The 24,554-nt window shown below is 56.8% G+C and carries 8 protein-coding genes; 4 read left to right on the forward strand and 4 right to left on the reverse strand.

What is annotated here, in order from left to right; genetic code table 11:
- Window positions 1-330 precede the first annotated feature (330 nt).
- The gene (dnaA, locus tag DBAC_RS00005; RefSeq protein WP_012805216.1) at window positions 331-1,680 is read left to right on the forward strand and encodes a chromosomal replication initiator protein DnaA; all 1,350 of its coding nucleotides are present in this window, start codon (window positions 331-333) and stop codon (window positions 1,678-1,680) included.
- 86 nt (window positions 1,681-1,766) lie between these two features.
- On the opposite strand, the gene DBAC_RS00010 is transcribed toward dnaA, so the two are convergent.
- The 4 genes from DBAC_RS00010 to DBAC_RS00025 form a co-directional block, all read right to left on the reverse strand.
- Window positions 1,767-3,839: an HD domain-containing phosphohydrolase gene (locus tag DBAC_RS00010; RefSeq protein ID WP_012805217.1), complete on the reverse strand. Its 2,073-nt coding sequence runs from the start codon at window positions 3,837-3,839 to the stop codon at window positions 1,767-1,769.
- Window positions 3,840-3,858: 19 nt separating this feature from the next.
- Entirely contained in the window at window positions 3,859-4,848 is a 990-nt protein-coding gene (locus DBAC_RS00015; RefSeq protein WP_012805218.1) for a transglutaminase-like cysteine peptidase, read from the reverse strand.
- A gap of 97 nt (window positions 4,849-4,945) precedes the next feature.
- Window positions 4,946-6,274: an HlyD family type I secretion periplasmic adaptor subunit gene (locus tag DBAC_RS00020; RefSeq protein ID WP_012805219.1), complete on the reverse strand. Its 1,329-nt coding sequence runs from the start codon at window positions 6,272-6,274 to the stop codon at window positions 4,946-4,948.
- On the reverse strand, window positions 6,264-8,480 hold the full coding sequence (locus DBAC_RS00025) for a type I secretion system permease/ATPase (protein WP_012805220.1): 2,217 nt from the start codon (window positions 8,478-8,480) through the stop codon (window positions 6,264-6,266). Before DBAC_RS00025 ends, DBAC_RS00020 begins: the two co-directional genes overlap by 11 nt.
- A 442-nt stretch (window positions 8,481-8,922) precedes the next feature.
- Here DBAC_RS00025 and DBAC_RS00030 point away from each other — a divergent pair, with 442 nt between their 5' ends.
- From DBAC_RS00030 to DBAC_RS00040, 3 genes are all read left to right on the forward strand, one after another.
- Entirely contained in the window at window positions 8,923-16,281 is a 7,359-nt protein-coding gene (locus DBAC_RS00030) for a DUF5801 repeats-in-toxin domain-containing protein (RefSeq protein WP_012805221.1), read from the forward strand.
- Between the two features lie 111 nt (window positions 16,282-16,392).
- Complete coding sequence (locus DBAC_RS00035; RefSeq protein ID WP_043810172.1) at window positions 16,393-16,965, forward strand: hypothetical protein; 573 nt, start codon at window positions 16,393-16,395, stop codon at window positions 16,963-16,965.
- 535 nt (window positions 16,966-17,500) lie between these two features.
- The gene (locus tag DBAC_RS00040) at window positions 17,501-24,511 is read left to right on the forward strand and encodes a T1SS-143 repeat domain-containing protein (RefSeq protein WP_012805223.1); all 7,011 of its coding nucleotides are present in this window, start codon (window positions 17,501-17,503) and stop codon (window positions 24,509-24,511) included.
- Window positions 24,512-24,554: the final 43 nt, after the last annotated feature.

Raw genomic sequence — 24,554 nt, forward strand, 5'->3', positions numbered from 1 at the left:
TAGTTGTGAGTAGCTGCCGGAAGCATTGGAACTTTCACGACTTTAAGGCTTGAAATCAAAATTTCGAGAAATTAGCAGAAAATAGAAGATAATTTTATAGTGCCTGTGTAAAAGTTTTCATCAGGTATTGAAAACTAAATGTTGACAACGGGGGAGGCCCGGTTTTGCGGGACTATGACAGCTTCACGTCAGAGCCACAAAAGCCATGGATAAGAAGGAATTTCCATTATTTTAGCGGGTTGTCCTGTATAGAAAGTGTTGGGCCAAGTTGCGACTGGCTGGATAAACCGGAGTTGTCGCAGACCTGTCGTTTGGCTAGAAACCGTCCCCATGATTGACGCATGGCATCACATTTCGCTTTCTCTTGAGAAGAACCTCACTCCGGGCCATTATCAGCTCTGGATCAAGCCCTTGCAGGGGTGTCTTGATAACGACACGCTGGTGCTTTGTGCTCCCAATTCCTTTGTGTGCACCTGGGTCCGCGAGCGCATGCTCGGCAAGATCAAGGATGCGGCCGCCGAGACCCTGGGCTTTACCCCGACCATAGAACTCTGTTCCGCCCAGGCCGAAGCGCCCGTGGCCGCGCCCGTCCAGCCCGTACCCGCCAGAAAGATCATGACCCGCCAGATGGGCCTGCCCATGGCTCACGCCCTGCCTACGCAGACCGTGCAGAATTGGCGGCATCAGTTCGATGATTTTATCGTCGGGCCTTGCAACAACCTCGCCTATGTCGCATCCCGCAGCTTTTGCCAGGACGTGCAAGGCTCGGATCAACTTTTCCTTTGCTCCGCACCGGGCCTGGGCAAGACCCATCTGGCCCAGGCCATCGGCAGCGAGATCGCCCGGCAGACCAACCGGCAGCATTTGCGGGTTTGCTATCTGAGCGGGGAGGAATTCGCCTCGCAGTTGGTCATGGCCATCAAGGCCAAGGCCGTGGAGCAGTTCAAGGCCCGCTTCAGGTCCAACGTGGATCTGCTTCTGCTCGAAGACGTGCATTTTTTTCAAGGCAAGGAAAAAATGCAGGATGAGCTTTTGAATACCTTGAAATCGTTGCAGAATCAGGGCCGGCGGGTGGTCATGACCAGTACCTTTCTGCCCCGTGAGCTGTCCGACATCGACTCCAATCTGCTGTCCCGCTTTGCGCAGGGGTTCATGGCCGTCATCGACAAGCCCGACTTCCAGACCCGCATGGGTATCATCCAGGCCAAAGCCCAGGCGTCGCAGGTCAGCATGCCGGGCAGCGTGGCCGAGCTTCTGGCCGGCAGGATCAAGACCGATGTCCGCCAGCTTGAGAGCTGCCTGAAAAACATCATCCTCAAGGCCAAGCTCCTGAACATGGATATCACCATGGATCTGGCCTGGGAAATACTGCAGAATTACAACCTCGACAGCGCCTCCATAGATCTCGACAAGATTATCAGCTTCGTCTGCCAGGCCTACGGGTTCGGCTTTGACGACCTGCGCTCCAAGAGCCGCAAGCGCGACCGGGTCATCGCCCGCAACACGGCCTTCTACCTGGCACGCAAGCACACGGAACTGTCGCTCATGGATATCGGGCGTCGCTTCAACCGCAAGCACTCCACGGTCATCAAGGGCATCGCTTCCGTGGAACAGGAAGTCACCCGCAAGACGTCTCTGGGCAATCAGCTGGCCCGCACGATCAATCAGCTCCAAGCCTGATTTTTGGCCGCCCGGCCGCAGCGTTCAAAATAAAAAAAGGCCCATCCGCTCCGCGCGCATGGGCCTTTGTCTGTTGTGGCGCAGTCCTATTCGCCCGCTTTTTCCAGCAGTTTGTTTCCGCGAGACGTTTCAAGGGCGGCGGCGAGGGCCTCGACGATGCGCAGGTCGTAACTGTGTGTTGACGAGCGCAGGTTTTCCAGGGCCTGCTCCGGGCTCATGGCCGGCCTGTAGGCCCGGGGCCGGATCATGGCGCAAAAGCTGTTGGCCACGCTTAAGACCCTGGCCTGGAGGCCGATTTCCTCGTCGTGCAGGCCATTGGGGTAGCCGCTGCCGTCAAGGCGTTCGTTCATCTGATAGATGGCCTCGTAAACGGGCAATTCAAAGTCGATCTGGCGCAGGATGCCTGCGGCATGGTCGACATGTTTTTGTACCAGTTCTTTTTCTGCATCGGAGAGCTGGTCGACCTTGGTCAGGATCGTCTTGTCGATGAACATCTTGCCGATCTGGGACAGGTTGGAGGCGATCTCCACCGTGGACTTGTCTTCGGGGGAGAGGTTCAGGCTGTCGGCCAGCAGGGAGGACACATCGCGCATCAAGAGGGAATGCCCGGCCAGGTAGGGGTCCGTGAATTCGATGGCCTTGACCAGGGCCTCCACGGTCTGAGAGATGGCCTGGCGCTTGCGATCCTCGGCCTGCACCATGGCGGTGATGTCCCGGAATACGGAGACGATGCCTTGCGGGGTGTCGTGATCGCCCTTCAAGGTGACCTTGGTGATCTGGAAATGGTGTTCCCTTGATTTCAGGAAGATGCGCTCGGTCACGGTCACAGGCACTCCGGTCTGCAGGGTCTGGGCATCGGACTGCTCCAGGCGCTTGCCCGTGTCGAAGCCGAACAGGGCGACATCGTCCAGGCCGAGCACCTCGTCTTCCGGTCGCCCTACGCCCTCTGCCAAGGCCGGGTTGGCATAGGTGTAGTTGCCGCTCAGGTTTTTAACGGCGATGAAATCCGGGATCGAGTCGTTGATGGAATCCAGGAAGTTGCGCTGCTGCTCCAGCTCCTGGGCCAGGGTCTGAAACCTGCCGGCGATGCGCTTGTGGCTCTGGCCGATGGTTCGCCACCAGACAGCGCCAAAGAGCAGGCTTGTGACCATGGCGATGAGGCCGGCGATGAGCAGGGAGATCCGGGTGTACTCCTGCAAGCCTTGGGTTGCGCTGCGGGTGTCCACCTCCTGGACGACCCACAGATCAAGATCGGGGACTTTCACGCCCAGCGAAAAGACGGGTGTCTGGGCGCCCAGGCTGTTGCGTTTGTCAAAGTCGAGCCGCTGTCCCGAATCCAGTTCCGGCGGCGAGGACAGGTGTGCGATCCCGCCCGGGCTCCACGGCACGATCTCCTGAAAGCCGGCCTCGGTCATCTGCATGATCCGGGTCCGCTCCCCGCTGGTCGAAAGCGGGGTGTTGGAGAGCAGCGAGGTGATGGTCGTGCCCGCGCTCTTGGTCAGCATGGCCACGGCCACAGCCTTCTTTTCCCCGTTCTCTTCGGCCGTGGAGAAGATCGGCACGCACATGTCGATGACCAGGCCGTTGCCCGTCTGTCGCAGGGGCGAGAAGTGGGGCAGGGGGTAGGCGAAGGTCTTTTTGATCAGCGCGGTCTGACTGGGGGTGAGAGGGGTGACGCGCGAATCGGACCCGATGTAGGATTGCCCGCTGCGATGCACGATGCGGCCGGACAGGAAGCCCGCGAAGACCGTGAAGTCCGCGAAGGTCTGATGCATGAGGGGGAACTGGTCGGTCAGTTGGGCCATCTGATCATAGGATTCCCCTTCGGGGATGATGCCCGTGATGAGAAAGCTCGGATCCGCGTCGATGAGGTCCATGTCCGTGGCATAAAGCCGGAACAGGTCCGAGGAGATGAGCTTGTCCGTCTGTTCGACCAGGCCCGAAAGCCACGCCGAGAGGACTTCGGTGCGGCTGGTGGCCAGCAATTCGAGTCTGCCCCGGATCTGCTCGTGCAGCTCTCCCTGTTTGGCCCGGACGCTCCAGCCTACCCAGGTCAAAAGAGCCACGATGATCAGGGAGATGATGGCGACCCCCATGATCAGTTCCGACCTGTTCTTGCCCATGGCGGGCAGAGCCGCTTTGCTGCTTGATGCTGTCATATTCCCTTCTCCGTTAAGTTTAGTTCGCCACAGGGATGTGCGACCATCGGTGCTCCTCGTTCAAAGAGTATTGCGGAACGTAGTGTCTGTACTTGTCGTGCGTGAAAATCGCGTCGGAGATGTTGTTCAGGATGTAGGCATCTCCATGCGTAAATACTGCCAGAACAGCGTGCGCGATGCCTCTGATGCGGTCCTTCAGCACGACGATGCGCAGCTCGTTCTGCGAAAAGCCGAGCTCCCGCAGGGCAAAGTACTTGATGATGGCGTAATCCTCGCAATCGCCGGAAATTTTTAAAAATTCCTGGGGCGTGGCCCACCAGTCCGAGACCCCGTAGGCGTCCTGGTCCAGGCGATACGGCCATTTGTTGAAAAAGGAGTTGATCATCTTGAGCTGTTCCATGCGCTCCTTGCCCCTGGCCTGTTTCATGATGCGCTGCCAACTGGTCGCGCCGGGCGGACAGGCCGTGGCCGAAGTGCAGCTGCTTAGCGTCTGGATTTGCCCCTTGACCTTGGACAAAATCCGTTTCCATTTGGGCAGGGCGTTGAAATTGCCCCGAAAGGCCGCGCTCTGAAAAAGTCGCAGCGGCTGACCGCCGGTGTCTGCGCCGGCGCTCCGGGCTTGTTCCAATGGCGCTGCGGGCTGGGTCTGCGTGCCCTGGCGCCATACCGGCAGGGCCGCCCTTTGCGTCGGCGAATCCTGATTCTGCTGCGCCTGAGTTCCCTCCGGCGCGTTTGAATCCAGGTCTTGCGCCAAAGCTGCATCCGCTTCCGTGACCGGGGCTTGCTCCGCAGGGACGCTTGCCTGTGTGTCCGGGGGCTGGCTTTGTTCCGTCTGAACATGAGGATCCGCAACCTGGTCCGGTTTTTGGTCCGGTTGAACATCCGTTTGCATTTCTTGCGGCGAGGCCGATCTCGTGGCGTTGTGTTCCTGCTCGGGCCGGGCAGAGATCATTGTTCCGGCGTTCGTGTCTGCCCGTGCGTGCTTCGTCTGGGCGGGCTGGTCGTGCACAGGCGTGCCTCCGGTCCCCATTGCTGCGAAATCGCTTGGAAAGCATAGCGCCGCCGCAAGCAGCAAAAGAGACATGGAGACGGCCCATCTCAATCGGTCAACGCTCCCTCAAGGCGTTCTCCTTGGCCTTGAGAATGGGTTTCAAGAGATAGTCGAGCACGCTTTTCTTGCCGGTCAGGATGTCCACGCTGGCGGTCATGCCCGGGATGATCGGGAGCTTTTCGCCGCGATAGACAATGTTTGAGGCCTGGGTGCGCAGCTTGACCTTGTAGAAGCTTTCGCCCTTCTGGTCTTCAATGGTGTCGCCGCTGATCTGTTCGACGGAACCTTCGAGCCCTCCGTAGATGGAAAAATCATAGGCCGTGATCTTGATCATGGCCTTTTGGCCCGGATGCAGAAAGGCGATGTCGGCGGGTTTGATGTTGGCCTCGATGAGCAGGGTGTCGTCCAGGGGAATGATCTCAAGGATGGGTTCTCCCGGTTTGACCACGCCGCCCACGGTATTCAGGATGACCTGCTTGACCGTCCCTCGCACAGGGCTGCGCACGTCCGTGCGCGTGACGCGGTCCTGGCCGGCGGACAAGGCGTGCAGCTTGGAATTGAGCTCCACCTGGTGCTGGTTCATCTCCTGCAGGGCCGTGGCCTTGAACTCGGCCATGCGCTGGGCCTGGCGTTCCTTGATTTCCTGCGCCGCCTGCTGCGTGCGCGGGATGGCCACGTTGAGGCTCTGCAGGTCGCCGCGCAGGGAGCTGACGGTGCGCTGCAGGGAGATGTATTCGACCCGGGGATACACGTTCTTCTCCATCAGCGGCTTGGCGATATTCATCTGTTCCTGGGCCAGCTTCAGGTCCTGGGCCGCCTGATTGCGGCGGATGGCCATTTCCTGGGCTTCCTGCACGCGCTGCGTGTATTGGCTGCGCAGAATGTTCATCTCCTGGGTCAGTTGGTTCATGCGTGCCTGGTATATGGCCAGTTGGTCACTCACCGCTTTCGGGTTCTTGGTCTGCAGTTCTTCGGGAAATACGGGCTCCGTGCCCGAGGATTCGGCCTTGAGGCGGGCGATGGCGGCCTGGTGCTCCAGCGCCTGGCTGGCCGTGTCCTTCAGGGTGCTCTGGGCCATTTCGTTGCTGATGCGGACCAGGATGTCGCCTTTTTCCACGAGCTGGTTTTCCCGCACCAGGGTTTCGACCAAAATGCCGCCTTCGAGATTCTGGATGATCTGCACCCGCTGGGACGGGATGACCTGGCCCATGCCGCGCGTGACCTCGTCGAGGATGGCGAAGTGGGTCCAGACCAGGAGCGAGGCAAGGAGCAGGCAGATGGTCATGGACAACGCGTAGGCCCAGCGGTGACCCCGGCGATACATGGCCGCGTCGACCACGCTCATGTATTCAAGGTCTGAGTCGGAGTATACTTTATTGCGCATTTTTGGCTCCGTTACCGCGTTTTTGCAGTTCGGCCAGAACTTCATTGCGCGGTCCGTCGGCGATGATTGACCCACCCTCAAGGGCGATGACCCGTGTGGCCAGGGACAACAGGCTCGGTCTGTGGGTGATGAGGATGAGGGTCTTGCCTTTCAGGGCCGAGGAGAGGCGAAGTTTGAGCACGGCCTCCACGCCCACGTCCATGGAACTGCTCGGTTCGTCCAAAATGACGATGTCGGGGTCGAGCAGCAGGGTGCGGGCGATGGTGATGGCCTGGCGCTGGCCGCCGGACAGGGACAACCCCCGTTCCCCGACCTGCAGGTTGAAGCCGGCGGGGTTGTTTTTGATGAAGTCGGTGACTCCGGCGATGGTCGCAGCGCGCAGCAGCGCCTGGTCGCTGACGTGGGGCGCGCCGAGAGTGATGTTCTCGCGCACCGTGCCGTGGAACAGAAAATTGTCCTGGGCCATGTAGCCGATCTTGGCCCGCAGTTCGGCCGGATCGATCTGGCGGATATCGAGGCCCCCGATCTTCACCGCCCCTTTCTGCGGCTCGTAGAGGCCGTTGATCAGCTTGCCCAGCGTGGTCTTGCCTGAACCCATCTTGCCGATGATCGCCACGCGCTCGCCCTGGGCGATGTGCAGGCCGATGTGGGACAGGGCGTTGGTCAGGGCGCTGGGGTATTTGAAGCTCACATCCTCGAAGGTGATGGTGGCGCGAAGGTCCTGATGTTCCGGATGCTGGACGTCATCGGGGCGCTCGCTTGGGATCTGCATGAGCAGGTCCAGGTTCTTGAGCGCCATGCGGCTCTGTTGCAGGCGGGTCAGCATGGCCGCCACCGCGCCCAGCGGAGCCATGGCCCGGCCGACGAGGATGGAGCAGGCGATGAGCCCGCCCATGGTCATCTCGCCTTCGGAGATTCGGTACACGCCCCAGATGATGACGCCGCAATAGACGATCTGGGATGCGAACTGGGTGAAACTTAGGGAGAAGGTACTGAGCGACTTGGAGCGGATGGCCGATTTGGCGCCCATGCCGACGATGTTCTCCCAGCGGCCGAGCATGGAGCCTTCGGCCCGGCTGGTCTTGATGGTCTCAAGGCCGCTCACGGTTTCAACCAGCAAGGCGTTTTTCTGCGTCGATTCCTTGTAACCGCCTTCTATGGCGCGCTTCAGGGGGCCCTGCATGATGATGCCGACCAGGATGACTATGGGCGCGACCACGCCCGGCACAATGGCTATGGGGCCGCCGATGTAGAAGATGATGGTAATGAACAGGATCAGGAATGGCAGATCCACCAGCGCGAGCAGGGTGGTGGAGCTGAAGAACTCCCGCAGGGAATCGAACTCGCGCATGTTGTTGACCAGCGCCCCTGTGGATTCGGGCTTGTGGTCGAGCCGGATGGACAGGATGTGGCTCATCAGCTTGCTGGCGACCAGGATGTCGGAATTGCGTCCGGCCACGTCCACGAAATAGCCGCGCAGGTTCCTGAGCGCAAAATCGAAAAAGAAGGCGATGCCGACACCCACGGCCAGCACCCACAAGGTTTCCAGCGCATTGTTGGGTACGACCCGGTCGTACACGTTCATGGTGAAAAGAGGCGAGGCGATGGCCAGCAGGTTGATGAAAACCGTGGCCAGGATGACGTGCCGGTAAATGGGCAGAAAATGAAAAATGGTGCCCCAGAACCATTGCTTGGTGTTGAAGATCTTCAGCCCTTCGGTCCTGCCGTCCAGACTCGCTTTGGGGCGGGCGAAGACGGCGTGTCCGGTGTAGGTTTCCCTCAGCTTTTCGACCGGGGTGTCAAAGGGCGCGTCCGGGTTCTCGGGCATGATGATGCGGGCCGTGCCGGACGCCACGCTGACCAGTACGCAGGCCGAGCCGTCCTGCATGAGCAGGATGCAGGGCAGGTTCAGGGGGGAAATTTTATCAATGGCCGGCTTGTGCGTGATCTGGGCGTCGATGCCCTCGCGCCGCGCCGCGCGGATCACCGCGTACGGGGTCATGCCTTCCTGCGTGCGCGGCAGGCCCGCTTCCAGCGCCGTGGTGCTGACGGGGCGGCCCTGCATGCGGGATATGACGGACAAACACCCAACCAGCGGCGGGGTGAAATAGACCTGCGAGGGGTTGATCTGGGCGGTGATCGTCGGGCGCGGCTTGGCGGCTGACTGGGGAGCGGAGATGGGAATGGCGACCTTGGGATCATTCATGCGTGCTTGGCCTCAATGATATTGATATGATGCCGGAAACTAAGACGTGCCCTGTCATCTTGCAAGGGAAATTCGGTTTTTTCTCTCACCCGAAAGTATGAGTGGAATACCCGCCTGCGAGCGCCTTATTGGAGCTGTAAGACAAATGTCATACAGAATTCAGGGTGTTAGCTAATGATTACGAGTATCGATAAAATCATACCTTTTGAATTTTTTTCATACTTGACCCTTTTGCTCGGTATTCGCATTAGTAAGTACACAAAGGCAATAAATCTAAGTGGAAATATTTATCATTCCTGCAGTGAGCTTTTAGAGGCAAATGGTGTTCCTTGTTATAAATCGTGAAACGAAAAAATAACGTGACCGCACTGATGAATTGTAAACAAGCTAACGTCCTCAAAGTATTCGAAACTGCAACATGTGAAACCAGGCGGAGGTTATTATGGCTGCTACAACACAAGAATCCAGGCAGACGCTCAGGTCCCCCGAGGCCGGGCAGTCCGTAGTCGTCACCGCGATAGCGGGACAAGACATCGTGCTCGACTCCGCCTTTGATCAGGCCGAGCCGAAAGTGTATGACAACAGTGTTGTCTTCGAGTTTGCAAATGGCGGGCAGGTGGTCATCGAGTTCAGTGATCTCCCGGATGGCCAGGTCCCGAACATCATTTTGGCGGACGGCACGGTCCTCAATGTTCAGGAATTCCTAGCTTCCCTGGGTGAGGGAGATGTGGAGCCCGCAGCGGGCCCTGAAGGCGGCGCCACCGGAAGCGGCGGTGTCGGCGAGTACAGGGACGACGCGGGCAATCTTATCGATGGCGTGGACAAGCTGGGCGGCTTGGATCCGCGTGATTTCACCGCAATTACGGTGGAGGCCCTTGAGGCCGATGCCGATGTCGATGTCGAAGACGTCAATCCTCTGCCTTCGGCAGGACCGGCCTTCGGAGCCGCTGACGAAGACGGACTCCGCATCAGCGAACTGACCATGACCCCCTTTGACGGCAACGACGATGAAAGGGACGGCGATCATCCTGCCCAATTTGCGTATGCCGAAGGAACCCTCAATTATGATTTCGGAGGAGACGGCCCTTCCGCCACGAATCCGTTCGTGTGGAGCCTGGGCGGCCTTGAGGCGCTAGGTGTGGAATCACGCGGGCATGCCCTTCAGTATGAAGTCGTGGATGGCGGTACAACGCTGAACGCTTTTTATATCCTGGGGGAATATCCGTCCGAAGGAGAATACGATTCCAGCGTTGAATTCCAGGAATCCTTCAGGGTGGATGTATTCAGTCTGAACGTTACGGACCTGGCTGCCGGAACGTACAGATTCGAGCTTTATCAGCCCCTTGATCACTCCGTGTCCGGCACGGAAGATGACATCATCTACAATTTTTCCTTCACTCTGACCGATGGTTCCGGAGATTTCGTCGTAGGGGGCCTGAACATGATCGTCGATGACGATTCCCCTGTGGTCACGGCGAATGCCTCCGGCCTGCCTGAATTGATTCTCGACGAATCTCCTGTAGGCGAAGGCGATGGCTCCGGAATTGCCCAGAGCCCTCAGGAGACGTCCAATTTCAGCATCGCAACGGCCATCAGCCTGGACGGATATTTCGCGCTGGGCGTCAATCCTGATGTCGAAAATTCTGAAACCGTGCCCTTTGTATCCATCAATGCCGTCGGCAACGGCCAGCCGGATTATTACGCGTTCACGGTAACTGAAGCCGGCTCGACCGCTGTGTTCGATATTGATTACGGGGGGAATCACGGTGGCAGTTTTGATCCGTATATCCACTTATGGGATTCGGCGGGAGTCCGCATTGCGTCTGACGATGACCAGGGTGGTGATCCGGGAAGTTACAGTGGTCTTGACTCCTATCTGACGTATACATTCACGGCGCCCGGCACCTACTACATTTCGGTGGGACAGTTTCCAGGAGGCAGTACTCCGGATAACCCGATTCCGGTTGGTGGAACGTACCAGCTCCAGGTTTCCTTGCCCAACGCCATTACGGGAGAAGGGCATGGGGACGGAATACGCGTGTTGTCCGCCGATTTCTCCGGCAATTTTGACTTTGCCTACGGAGCTGACGGCCCCGGCATTATAGACAGCGTCGGTTATGAGTTGTCGCTTAGCGAAGAAAGCGTGTCTTCCGGGCTGTTCGCTCTGGGTGAAAACGGCGAGCCGGGCGCGGAGATCATGCTCGGGATGGAAGTGGACGGCTCCATCATCGGCACAGTTGATGGCGGAACTCCTTTCTTCCGCATCAGTGTGGATGGGGCGAGCGGAAGAGTCACTTTCGTGCAGTATGAAAACGTATGGCATGCCGCAGATGATGATCATGACGATTCCGTTTTCCTGGATCTTCCGGAAGGAACGATTCTCTTGACCGCCGTCGCAACAGATGGTGACGGGGATACGACCTCCGCATTTCTCGATTTGAGCACAGGCGTGTTTGGTATCGAGGATGACGGACCGACTCTCAATGTCGAGGCTGATGGCCAGGCAGCGGGCGGTTTGGCGTTGAACCTTGATGAGACCGTGGGTGATGATCGCGGGGCGGATGCCGACGGCAACACTGATGACGACGGCCCTGGGCTGGCTCGGGTCGTGACGTCTCTTGAAGGAGGTTTGACGGCGCTCTTTAATCTCGGAGGCGGCTACGGAACCGACGGAGCCGGCACGACCACGGGCTCTTTGAGCTTCGTGGGCTTTCCGACCACAGGAGGGCTGGAGACAACCCTGTCCTCGACTGCCGGCGGAATGATCACGCTGTTCCTTGAGAGCGGCGCGATTGTCGGACGTGACGCCGATGGCGGCGACCCGGTGCTGACGATCGAGATCGTGGAATCCCCTGCGGATTCCGGGCTTTACCAGCTGCAAACCACGCTTTACGAGGCGCTGGATCACGGCGATGACGGCAATGAGTTCGACTCCGCTCTGGACCTGCTCCTTGCTGACGAAGGCGCCATCAAGCTGCAGTACGAGGTGACCCGCACCGACGCCGACGGCGACAGCGTGACCGAAAGCGCGGCGGTGAACCTGATCGATGACGCCACTTCCGTTTTCAGCTTTGACGACGACGGCCCGACCCTGACGGTGGTGGCCGAGGTTTCGGAACAGGAAGGGGCGCAGCTTGCGATGAATCTTGACGAGACCGTGGGTGATGATCGTGGGGCGGATGCCGACGGAAACGATGACGATGCAAGTCCTGCCCTTGCACAGGTGACGAGCAGTGTGAGCGGAGGCCTGACGAGCCTGTTTGCCGCCCTCGGCGGCGACTACGGTTCCGACGGAGCCGGCACGACCACGGGCTCTTTGAGCTTCGTGGGCTTTCCGACCACAGGAGGGCTGGAGACAACCCTGTCCTCGACTGCCGGCGGAATGATCACGCTGTTCCTTGAGAGCGGCGCGATTGTCGGACGTGACGCCGATGGCGGCGACCCGGTGCTGACGATCGAGATCGTGGAATCCCCTGCGGATTCCGGGCTTTACCAGCTGCAAACCACGCTTTACGAGGCGCTGGATCACGGCGATGACGGCAATGAGTTCGACTCCGCTCTGGACCTGCTCCTTGCTGACGAAGGCGCCATCAAGCTGCAGTACGAGGTGACCCGCACCGACGCCGACGGCGACAGCGTGACCGAAAGCGCGGCGGTGAACCTGATCGATGACGCCACTTCCGTTTTCAGCTTTGACGACGACGGCCCGACCCTGACGGTGGTGGCCGAGGTTTCGGAACAGGAAGGGGCGCAGCTTGCGATGAATCTTGACGAGACCGTGGGTGATGATCGTGGGGCGGATGCCGACGGAAACGATGACGATGCAAGTCCTGCCCTTGCACAGGTGACGAGCAGTGTGAGCGGAGGCCTGACGAGCCTGTTTGCCGCCCTCGGCGGCGACTACGGTTCCGACGGAGCCGGCACGACCACGGGCTCTTTGAGCTTCGTTGGCTTTCCGACCACAGGGGGGCTGGAGACAACCCTGTCCTCGACTGCCGGCGGAATGATCACGCTGTTCCTTGAGAGCGGCGCGATTGTCGGACGTGACGCCGATGGCGGCGACCCGGTGCTGACGATCGAGATCGTGGAATCCCCTGCGGATTCCGGGCTTTACCAGCTGCAAACCACGCTTTACGAGGCGCTGGATCACGGCGATGACGGCAATGAGTTCGACTCCGCTCTTGACCTGCTCCTTGCGGACGAAGGCGCCATCAAGCTGCAGTACGAGGTGACCCGCACTGACGCCGACGGCGACAGCGTGACCGAAAGCGCGGCGGTGAACCTGATCGATGACGCCACTTCCGTTTTCAGCTTTGACGACGACGGCCCGACCCTGACGGTGGTGGCCGAGGTTTCGGAACAGGAAGGGGCGCAGCTTGCGATGAATCTTGACGAGACCGTGGGTGATGATCGTGGGGCGGATGCCGACGGAAACGATGACGATGCAAGTCCTGCCCTTGCACAGGTGACGAGCAGTGTGAGCGGAGGCCTGACGAGCCTGTTTGCCGCCCTCGGCGGCGACTACGGTTCCGACGGAGCCGGCACGACCACGGGCTCTTTGAGCTTCGTTGGCTTTCCGACCACAGGAGGGCTGGAGACAACCCTGTCCTCGACTGCCGGCGGAATGATCACGCTGTTCCTTGAGAGCGGCGCGATTGTCGGACGTGACGCCGATGGCGGCGACCCGGTGCTGACGATCGAGATCGTGGAATCCCCTGCGGATTCCGGGCTTTACCAGCTGCAAACCACGCTTTACGAGGCGCTGGATCACGGCGATGACGGCAATGAGTTCGACTCCGCTCTGGACCTGCTCCTTGCGGACGAAGGCGCCATCAAGCTGCAGTACGAGGTGACCCGCACCGACGCCGACGGCGACAGCGTGACCGAAAGCGCGGCGGTGAACCTGATCGACGATGCCGCCTCCTTCTTCAGCTTTGACGATGACGGCCCGAGCATGGTTGTGGGTGCGATCGCCGAAAGCGGGCTGACGCTGACAACGGACGACGCACAGACCATTGGTGCTGATTTCGATACGGACAGCGTTAATTTTGCCGCGGCCATACAGTCTGCGGTGACTCCGCTTTACGGTTCGGATGGCTCCGGCGGGACGGTGATCAGCGGTTTCGAATTGGCCATCAGTGGCGGTGGCGAATTGGATTCCGGGCTGAACAGCAACGGACTTGATATCATCCTGTCCAAGGACGGTGATGACGTAGTAGGACGAACCACTGCGGGCGAAGTCTTTCGGATCTCCGTGGATTCGACCGGAACAGTGGTCTTGAAGCAGTCGGCCGAAGTCGACCATATCGAAGGTACGCCCAATGATGATCTGATCAGCCTGGCGGATTCCAAGGTTTTCCTTGAAGCCACGGCGACCGTCACCGATGGAGACAACGACGTGGCGACCAGGACGCTCAGCGTGGATCTGGGCGGGAATATTCGCTTTGTCGACGATGTCCCGAGCGCTGAAAACGACTCCGTTTCCGCAGCTGAAAACTGGACCGGGGCCAAGACCTACAACCTGATGCTTATCGTCGACAGGTCGGGCAGCATCAACCAGACCGAGATGCAGGCCGCCGTGGTGGCCATGAACAGCCTCCTCGACAAGTATGCCGAAGTGGCCCTGGGCGGCGAGGCCGGAGTCCAGGTCCAGGTGGTCACGTTCGCGGTGGATGGAACATTGGTGCATGGCTCGCCGGTTTCAATCGCGGAAGCCAAGGCATATCTGGACATCCTCGACAATAGCGGCGGCAGCGGCAACACCAACTACGACGCGGCGGTGGCGGCCGCGACTCCCGCCATAGACGGCTGGCCAGTGGCAACAGCAGATCATGACAACGTGGTCTACTTCATCTCCGATGGCGCTCCCACAGTCGGCAATGGCACTGTCGGTCTGACCAATGCGGAAGAAGCCGCCTGGGAAACAACGCTGGAGAGCCGTGGAGCAACATCCTGGGCTATCGGCGTCGGCACCAGCAACGCCGTTGACGATGATCTGGCCGACGTGGCCTACCCGGATGGAAACGTCCTGTTGGCCAGCAACTTCAACGACTCGCTGCTTGACGCCTTGATCGGCACCGTGCCGGTCCCGACAACAGTCAGCGGCAACGTCCTGGACAACGACGCTTCGGGCGCGGATGGCTGGAATTCCCCGGCTCTGGTTTCGGCCAGTTTCGGCACAGACACACATGTCTTCTCTTCGCCCACTGATTCCCACACCTTTGACCTGGGTCTTGTCGGCTCGGTGCTCCTCAGGGGTGATGGAAGCTACATCTTCACGCCCGCCGAGGACGTGCAGGACGACATCTTCGCCGACCTTCTCTATACGGTTCGCGATGGTGACGGCGACGAGACTGGGGCAACCTTACGGCTGACCACCACGGATCTGAGCGAAGTCACGGCGGTCGGCGACACGGTCACCGTCATCCCCAGCATTCCCTGGGATGGCAATAGCGCCTTTACGGATAACGGCTCCGGAGTGCAGGAAGTCTATGACATCCAGTCAGTGCCTTTCGAAGTTGATGCCGGAGACTCGATCTATCTGACTCTTGAAGTGTCCGAGTTCATCAATCCTCCAAATTCGGGAGGTCAGGGTACGGACAGGATAAAGGTCGATATACTCGACGAGTTTAACACCGTCCGGGCGTCAGTGGTTCTTGAGTACGAGAATAATGCCTGGACCGCGACGGGTGATGGTGTGATAGGTTCCTCGTCGCTTTCCGGAGGCATCGCGACTCTCAATCTCGTAATCGACGGCGTGCCTGCCGGTGCCAATTTGAGGGTGGCCATAGATGTCAACAACCGGACCCCCGGCAATGAGAAGCTGACGGTACAGGCCACCACGCTTGTGGTCGGCGAAGGGGCCGAGTCCTCGTTCTGGCCGAGCGTCGGCACGGCTGCCATGGCTGTGCCCATAACCGGGGATCTCTTCGCCAACGACGCCCTCGGCGCTGAAGGTGCAAGCATCATGGCCGTGGCAGTGGGCGGTCTGGTCTTCACCGACGACAACAGCGACGGTCTCATCGTTGCCACCGGCTCCTATGGAGTGGTTACGGTCAACACCCTGACCGGCGCTTTCGAGTACGCGCCCAATACGACGGGGTCGGTGCCGGATCTCGGGGATTCCGATGTGTTCACCTACACGGTGGCGCAGGCTGACGGAGATTCGTCCATGGCCGATCTGACCATCAACTTCGCGGGCGCCGTCGGACAGACCGGCACCGGAAACTCCGAGACACTGGTGCTGTCTGTGGACACAGGCGGTTCCATGAGCGGCCTTGGCGGAAACGACCATCTGATCGGCGGCGAAGGTGACGACAGCCTCTATGGTGGCGACGGCTCCGATGTTCTTGAAGGCGGCCTGGGTAACGATTACCTCGGTGGCGGCGCGGGCAGCGACTTCCTGTCCGGCGGCGCGGGCAGCGATACCCTGGTGGGCGGTGCAGGTGATGACGTCATGACCGGCGGCGCCGGGCAGGATGTCTTCCGGTACATGGCCGGCGATCTGGCAAACGCCATTGACGGCGACACCATCACCGACTTCGAGTTGGGCGCAGGCGGAGACAGCCTCGATCTGCAGGCCTTGCTCACCGGCGCGACTGCGGGCACCCTCGATCAGTACCTCGACTTCACGGTGACGAATATCGCCGGAGGGGAGGCCACGGTCGAGATCAACGTGGATCCCGCCGGAACGGGCAATCATGCCACCACTCTGGCGACCATCACGGTCACCGGTGTGGGGGCAGGGGATACCGCCGACAGCATCATAGATACGATGATAAATCACAACATAGACATCTAAACCGGACCGGGGGAAAGGGAAGTCCCTTTCCCCCGCTTTTGAAGGACGATGCTCTCATCCCTGTCGGCGACGGCGGGGTATGTCACCATAAGAATAAGGATGGATGCGATCATGAAACCGAATCAGCCAACCCTGCCCATAAGGGAAGATTTCCTCTCCGAAAAAGGTCGGCTTCTGGAAGACGGAAGTGATTCGAATTCGTTGCGAGTCGTGGAGTTCGCGGGTCATTTCGTGCCCGACGATGGCCTGCTCATCAGCCCGCCCACAGGTGGAGAGCTGGCAGTTTGGCCCGATGGAAGCTATGCGTTTACCTCATCTCCTGCTACAGACCCAGGGGTTGCAACCCACTTCAGCTACGTGGTCGAGACCGCCGCCGGTTTGTCATTCATAGGCTCTTTTTCCCTGGGTGAAGAAACGGGAGTGTCCGAGGCCATGCAGGATTTCCAGGCATGGTCCCTGCCTGAACTGATGGATGCCGATGTCGCGGCCGCAGAGCTCATGGCCGATGTCTGGCTAGAAACCATGGAGGGCACCTTGCACGATACGTCGGGCTTGGCCCAGCATGCCGAACATCTGGCCGAACATCAGGCCGCACATTTGGCCGAACATCTGGATTCGGCGACCTTGGACAACGAATTTGACGACGGTCTGGCCCAGCTTATTCTTGGCTCGTTCAATTCGTGAAGCGTCCTCCGGGTCAGAGCATTGATGCCCGGCCGGACTCCGTCTCCTGACGCCGACAAAACCTCCGTATTGCCCGCCGATCACTTTCGCGCTGGCGCAGCCCAATCTCCGCGGATAGCCGTTATTCCTCTTTCAGCAATGAGAATATGCATAGCATGATAGTCATGAGATGGCTTTACGGCTCTTTTCATGGTCATTCTGCTCAGAGTTGAAAGGGGCGTTTATCGCCTGGTAATGCCCGCGCACCGTCCCCGCTCAGATGACATAATTGTCCGTAATCATGCGTAAGTATGAGGCGCAAGACAAGGGTGTATGAAGTCTCAGTATTTCTGTGTAGCGGTTTGATTTCCTCAATCCGCAGAGATGATTAGTGAAATCTGTCATTAGATACGCATTTAAGATTCATACTTCGAATAAAATCTTTCATACTTGACCCCAAGCCTCCATCCCCTCATAAAAAACGTCAAAGAATTTAAGATGGTTGTAATCGGGCATTGAACCCAAATTTTACATAACCCCCCAGGTGGAGGATTTCATGGCTGAAACTCAGAATTCCAAACAGAACGTACAGGCTCCCCAGGCTGGACAGACCGTGGTCGTGAACGCGATTCCGGGCCAGGACATTGTGCTCGAGGCTGCTTTTGATCAGGCCGAAGTGAAGATGGATGGCGGCAACGTGGTTTTCGAGTTCGCAAACGGCGGCCAGGTTGTCCTCGACTTCACGGATCTGGGCGAAGCCCAGGCCCCCAATGTTGTCATGCCTGACGGCACGATTCTGAACATGCAGGAATTTCTGGCCTCCCTGGGCGAAAAAGACATCGAACCCGCAGCCGGGCCCGAGGGCGGCGCTGACGGCAGTGGCGGTGTGGGTGAATATCAGGATGATGCGGGCGATTTGCTTGGTGGCGTGGACAAGCTGGGTGTGCTCGGACCGCGGGCATTTTCGGCTTTTTCCGTGGAGGCGCTGGAGGCCAACGGCAGTATTCCGACCTTGCTGGGCGGGGAGAGTGTCCTCGTGGAAGATGAAAAAATGCTACCTGAAGGTAACGATGAAGACGACGGTGGCGTCGGCTCCGTGACCGGCACTATTGTCGACAACGTGGATTGGGGTGCCGATGGCTTTGGCGAGGTGACCGGCTTCAATGTTGGAGGAGCATCCTTCTCTGCCGGTTCCACGGTTTTTTGGGGTCAGGATGGCACATTTCTGGGAACCTCCGGCGAGGGTGCTGCCGCTTCGCTGGTTGTAGGTGCCGATGGCTTTTACACGTTCACTTTGCTGGACAACATGCTGCTTGGTGAAGGCGTGCAAGGCGAGCAGATTAATGTGCTGGGCACGGTGCAGATTGTTGGTGCCGACACGACCGGTGATGAGGTTGAGATTCCGCTGACGCTGAACGTTCAGGATGATGTGCCGGAGATCGTCGGTGAGATGAATTCCGATACTGCGATCGTCGAAGATGAGGCTACGAGAGGCGGGATTAACGAATGGTGGGATGGTTTGAAAGGAAAGTTCGAAGGAACCATCGAAGATAATGTGAAGTGGGGTGCCGATGAATTTCGGGGAGTTACCGAATTCAGCATAGGTGAGCAGGTTTTCACGGTCGAGGCTGGTGAAAGCACTACCGTTTATTGGGACCAGCACGGCAAACTTCTTTCTCTTGGCGACGAGCCTTCCAATGGCCCGGAAATGAGTTTTGCGAGTTTCGGCAAGGGATACGATGGAGAATTTCGACCTGCCGCATCCCTGGAAGTCAAGAGCGACGGAACGTACATCTTCAGATTGCATGATAACATGCTCCTCGGTGTAGGAGAAAAGGGTGAGCAGATAGACGATCTGGCGACCGTCATGATCACGGGTTTGGACAACGATGGCGACGCGGTTCAGGTGGGTGTGAATCTGCAGGTCCAGGACGATGTGCCGCTTTGTTTGACTTGGCCTGACTACGCTATTGTCGAAGACGAGAAGATGGAGGGCGGCAACAATGAGCCGGGGAGCTGGTTTTTTCCGGACTTGCCGTCCCAGGTCGATGGCACGATTGAAGATAACGCAGCATGGGGAGCCGATGGATTCGGACGGGCTACAACTTTTGAAATTGATGGGTACTCGTTTGCAGTCGGAACTACCGTGTTTTGGAATCAACATGGCAATCTTATTTTGCCCGAGGGTATGGAAGGCGAAGATCAAGTTCAATTTAGGGGAGCTGTTTCGATATCCGAAGTTTCTGAAGAGCCAGAAGGAGCGGCAGCGTCCTTGATCGTGAATGGCAACGGTTCCTATACGTTCACGTTGATAGATAACATGCTTATGGACGGTAAGGGCGAACAATACGACTTGCTCGATCGGGTCAAGGTTAATGCTGAGGATGGAGATGGTGACAAGGTCAGCGTCTATGTGAATCTGATCGTCAAGGATGACAAGCCTGTTTTGGATGAAGATGGTGTGTTGCGCCTCACGTTGGAAGAGGAATCGGTACCGGGAGATGACGGCGTAATAGGGAACAATGAGCCAGGTGACGGTTTGAGTTATACTTCCGGTGAACAGTCCATGCGTGGCGCTGTAAAGTGGGGTGCCGACGATTTTGGGAAAGTTGTTCAGCTGCAATTCGGTTCTGGACGTGGGGTTGTTAGGATTGATGTCGATCAGGAAGATGGCGGCATTGTATATTTTGATGCAGATGGTAATCCTCAGTCAACTTCAGTTGGCTCGGCTGCGATTCTTGAGGTTCAAGCGGATGGCCAATACACGCTTACGGTAACAGGCGCTATGAATCACCTCTTGCAAGGAGAAGATCGCCTTCCCCTTGGTGCTGTTAAAATAATAGCTCAGGATGGCGATGGTGATAAAATTTCTGTGCGTTTAGAAGCAGAAGTTCAGGATGATGTGCCTGTAATCACCGTAACGGACCCAACTCCTGTTCCCGGTATAACCGTACAGTTGGTTGGCAGTGATGCCGGCTATAACAACACCTGGGGCTACTACATCAAGGCTGAGAATGGCGAGCCGGATACTGGCGTGGTTGTGTGGGATTCTGTAAAAAATCAGCCCGTAACAAGCGTGACGTTGCCTGAAGGGGTGCTGCCCGGCCAAGTTGGTTTTTTTCTCATCCCGAACGGCGATTCATTGAACCAAAACCTGACTTCCGGCACGGAGGTGACTTTTAGCTTGGTTAATGGGCAGTGGGTGGTGTCCGCACAAGGAGTGCCCTTGAATGGTGTAGGCGCTCCAGCTTTGTTTGATAACAGCGCGCTGAACGCTGATGGAAAGTCATATATAAATACCGTGGCAACCGGATCAGTCACCGGGAATCAGAATTGGGAAGATGTTTATGGCGGCGGCGATGGCGATTTTAATGATGTTATGCTTAATGTCACCATGCCCTTGCTTGTGGATGACAGCTTTTTGAATGTTGATGCAACCTCCGATGTAGGGCGGGCTCGCTTCAGTGTGGATTACGGAGCAGATGGCGCCGCTGAACTCGAGAGCAAGGTTTATAATTTGACCCTCGAGAAAAATGAATCGGGTCTGGAAGACACGGCGCTGAAGTCCAATGGTGAAAATGCAGCCGTGTTGTTGAAGACGGATGGAAGTACCAAGGTAATTGGTTATGTTTTGGTAAATGGGGTGGAAACCCCTGTGTTTACTCTGTCGGTTAACGCTGCAACGGGAGAAGTGACCCTGGACCAGCACCGCGCGGTTGTTCATCCGACAGCAGGTGACTCCAATGAAATAATCCGGGTTTTGGACGGAGCAATTTTGCTTGAACTCACCGCCAAGGATGGCGACGGTGACTTGGTAAGCGCGAGCCTCGACATAGGACGCATGCTCTATATCGCCGATGATGGTCCTGTGGCCAATGATGATGCCGATACAGCCGTGTGGCAGGTCGACAGGCTTGAGGCTTCCGGTAACGTTCTTACAGGAGTTGGCACGGCCAGCGAAGACGCCGGAAAGGATCTCCATGAAGGCATGACTGATGGTGCCGCCGCGGCAGTTGTCGGCGTGCGGTCCGGCGCAGAGGGTGAAACCTGGGTGGAAGGAGAAGACATCGCCAGCGGCGGAAGCGCGACAGTTTCCGGAAGTTATGGAACGCTGACCATGGAATCTGACGGTGACTATACGTACGCAGGTAAAGTCACAAATCTCGTGCTTAACGCCGATGACAACACGGAAGCGTTTAATTTTGGCACAAGTTACAGTGAAAATTTGGGTGAAGAGCTTCATCTTGACAACGCAGACGGAACAATAGTCAGCGTTGCAAATGGGTTAGGGGTAGCCGGGAAGACGCCTGACACCTCCAATTCCGTGTCCGACCAGCTTGGATTCTCGCCCAAGGAGGGCTCGGAAGCTCTCTCCGTCAATCTCGAGACCATGGCTGTTCGAGCAGTCGTCGATATCTCCAATTTGTACCAGAATGAATCAGGGCAGAGCGGAAATAATGGTGAAACAGGCCGGTGGGAAGCTTTTGATGCTGAAGGATTCAAAGTTGGTGAGGGTTACATTGGAGGGGAACTCTTTGACAATGTCAACGTGCATCAAGGGCAGGTTGAAGTCGAAGTCATGGGCGCAGATGGTAAACCTATAGCGTTTCAGTATATCGTGTTCAGCGCTGTTGATTACCTCGGTGGTGACAAGGCTAACGACAGTTCTGACTACTACGTGAAGGCTGTCAGTTTTGAAGAATACGTAAAGCCTGGATCCGAAGATGAATTTAGCTATCAGATGAAAGATGGCGACGGCGATACCGATAGCGCAACCTTGACCATTACAACCGGTCATGACTTGAGTTCCGGTGACATCGGAGTTGTGCATGAAGATGCGCTTTCCTCTGGAAATCTGGATAATTCTTCTCAAGGTCTGACCACCTCGGGCTCTTTGAACATGGGCGCGGGTGAGTACTCCCTCGTCGCGCCGGTGCAGAAGATCACCTCCGATGGCCACAATGTTGAGTTTGTGGTGGACAACACCGGGGAAGAGTCGATCATGTTTGGCAGGGTTGCCGATGGTGACTCTTTCAGAAACATCTTACAGGTCACGATGGACAAGGGCGACGGTTCTTACACGGTGACTTTGCTTGGGCAAGTTGATCATCAGTATGCGGTTGAGACCAGTGGGAACCCTGATGGAAGTGGCGCTGGTGAGACGGAAATGTTGTACCTGCAGTTTGTTGCTGCAAAAACAGCAGAAGGAACCACAGAATATCAAGGTTTTAATATTAAGATCGAGGACGATGCGCCTGTTATTCTTGCATCGCCGAATTTGGTAACCAACGGCAGCTTCGAGAACCCCGACGTGACGGGTTGGGGAACTTATGGAAATATCCCAGGCTGGAAGGCTGAAGCTGGTCAGATCGAGATTCAGGATTCTGGCGCCGGCGGTGTTGCGGCACAGCATGGTGGTCAGCTGCTTGAGTTGGATGCACATGGCGGAACTGCCACTAATGCTACTGTAACCCAGAGCATACCGACTGCGAATTATGGCAATTTAGTACTAAGTTTCTGGTTTGCATCTCGCGCTTATGGTGACATTGCCGAAACCAACACGGTTAAAGTGTATTGGGGTGATGTCGAGATCGGTGAAATAACCGATTCTGTTGCAGGTCGCTGGACGCAGCATAGTTTCAATGTTGCAGGAAACCCGGATGGTTCAGATGTCGAGCTGCGATTTGTTGGTGCTGGTACAGATGACAGTTATGGTGGCCTTATCGACAATGTGAGCGTGTACAGCATGCCCAGTGTCGATGAAGAAGGGCTGCACGTCGCGACTCCTGTTTTCACGACGGCCTCGTTGCCCGTGCTCTTTGGTGCTGACGGCCCAGGGGATATAGTGGTTGATTTGGATGTTGTCGGTTTGAAGTCGAACGGCGATCAGGTCAGCACGGCCTGGGATCCTTCTAGTCATATTTTGACGGGAACCGCTGGCGGCAGAACGGTTTTCACCTTGGAGGTTGATCTTGATACTGGAAAGTATACATTTTCTTTGAATGATCAGCTCGATCATGCCGCAACTTCTGATTTTATGGCGCTTGACTTCACGTTCACTGCTACTGACGGAGATGGGGACTTTGTTGACGGAACGTTTGCGGTGGGTGTGTTCGATGATGAACCGACCGCACACGCTGATTTTGATGGCGTCACTTCTGTGCCGAATAGTACCGCAGCACCTTTGGCAGTCGGGAATGTGCTGGATAATGATTCGATTGGCGCCGATGAAGACGCGACGGTGACCCATGTTTCGTTCGCGGGCAACACGTTTGCGGTTGATTCAGATGGCGTGTCAGTTAAGGGGAATTACGGCACGCTTTTCATGGAGCAAGATGGTAGCTATGAATATGTTTTGAATGGAGAAACTGTTATCACTAACGGTCTGAATGAGAACTTGGTGAGCATTTATGGGGCTACGACATTACAGATATTTGAGAGTAATAATGGCGTTTTGTCTTTAGATGTTTCTGAAATACAGCCTGGTGGTTATGCTTGGACTGGCGGAGAAAAGAAAGCGGGTTGGGGAGTGACGCAGAAGATGCCTGCCACAATAGATTCAGGGGAGTCGCTTGTTTTCAAATTTGTAGAACCTGTAACGACTCAGACCTTTACGTTTTCTTTAGGTCAGAACAATGCTGGGCAGGCCACGATCCCAAATTGGTACGCATTTTCATCCACAGGTTCTCTGCTCGGATCCGGGAATTTTGCGGACCCGAACAACTCCGGAGAATTGATTCCTGATTTGAAGGTCTCAATTTCTGGTGAAGTTTCTTATATAGTTTTTTCACACCAATCAGCCACCAATTCTCAAGGCTTTGTTATTTCGGGCATCTCATATGGAGAAGGCGATACGGGAATTGACCAGTTCGAATACACCATGCAGGATTTTGATGGAGACGTGTCCAGCGCAAGTCTTTACATAACCTCTGATGAGTACCGGGAAGGAGATGCAGGCAGTAATTCGTTGTATGGACACGAAGGAGACGATATTCTGCTCGGCCTTGGCGGAACGGATACGTTGATGGGTAACGATGGCAATGATGTCCTGCACGGTGGGGATGGCGATGATTTCCTCAACGGCAACAAAGGCGAGGATCAGCTTTACGGAGACGCCGGAAACGATACGATCCATGGGGGCATGGATGATGACGTCATTTATGGTGGGTCCGGTGACGATCTGATATATGGCGACAAGGGTGATGATACAATGTCCGGCGGAGAAGGTCGTGATGTCTTTAAATATGCTGGTGACGCTTTGGAAAATACCACCAATGGCGACGTGATTTTGGATTTCGATTACGATAAGGATCAGCTGGATTTGAGTGATTTACTCAATGGAAAAGATGCAGATGGTCTTGGTGACTATTTGAAGATTGAAAGTTTTGAATCAATTGATTCGACTACTGCTAAGGTCGTTATTCAGGTTGATGCTGATGGCAGTGATAATGATTCGGATTTTTCAACCACATTGGCCACTATTACCATGAATAACTTGGATCCAAGCATCGATGATACCAATATCCTGAATGCGATGCTGGCTGACGGCGCCCTTAAGATAGTTTAAGAGATTTGGAGAGGGGCGCGTTATGCCCTTCTCCAAACTTGAT

It is taken from the genome of Desulfomicrobium baculatum DSM 4028 (assembly GCF_000023225.1).
GTDB lineage: Bacteria > Desulfobacterota > Desulfovibrionia > Desulfovibrionales > Desulfomicrobiaceae > Desulfomicrobium > Desulfomicrobium baculatum.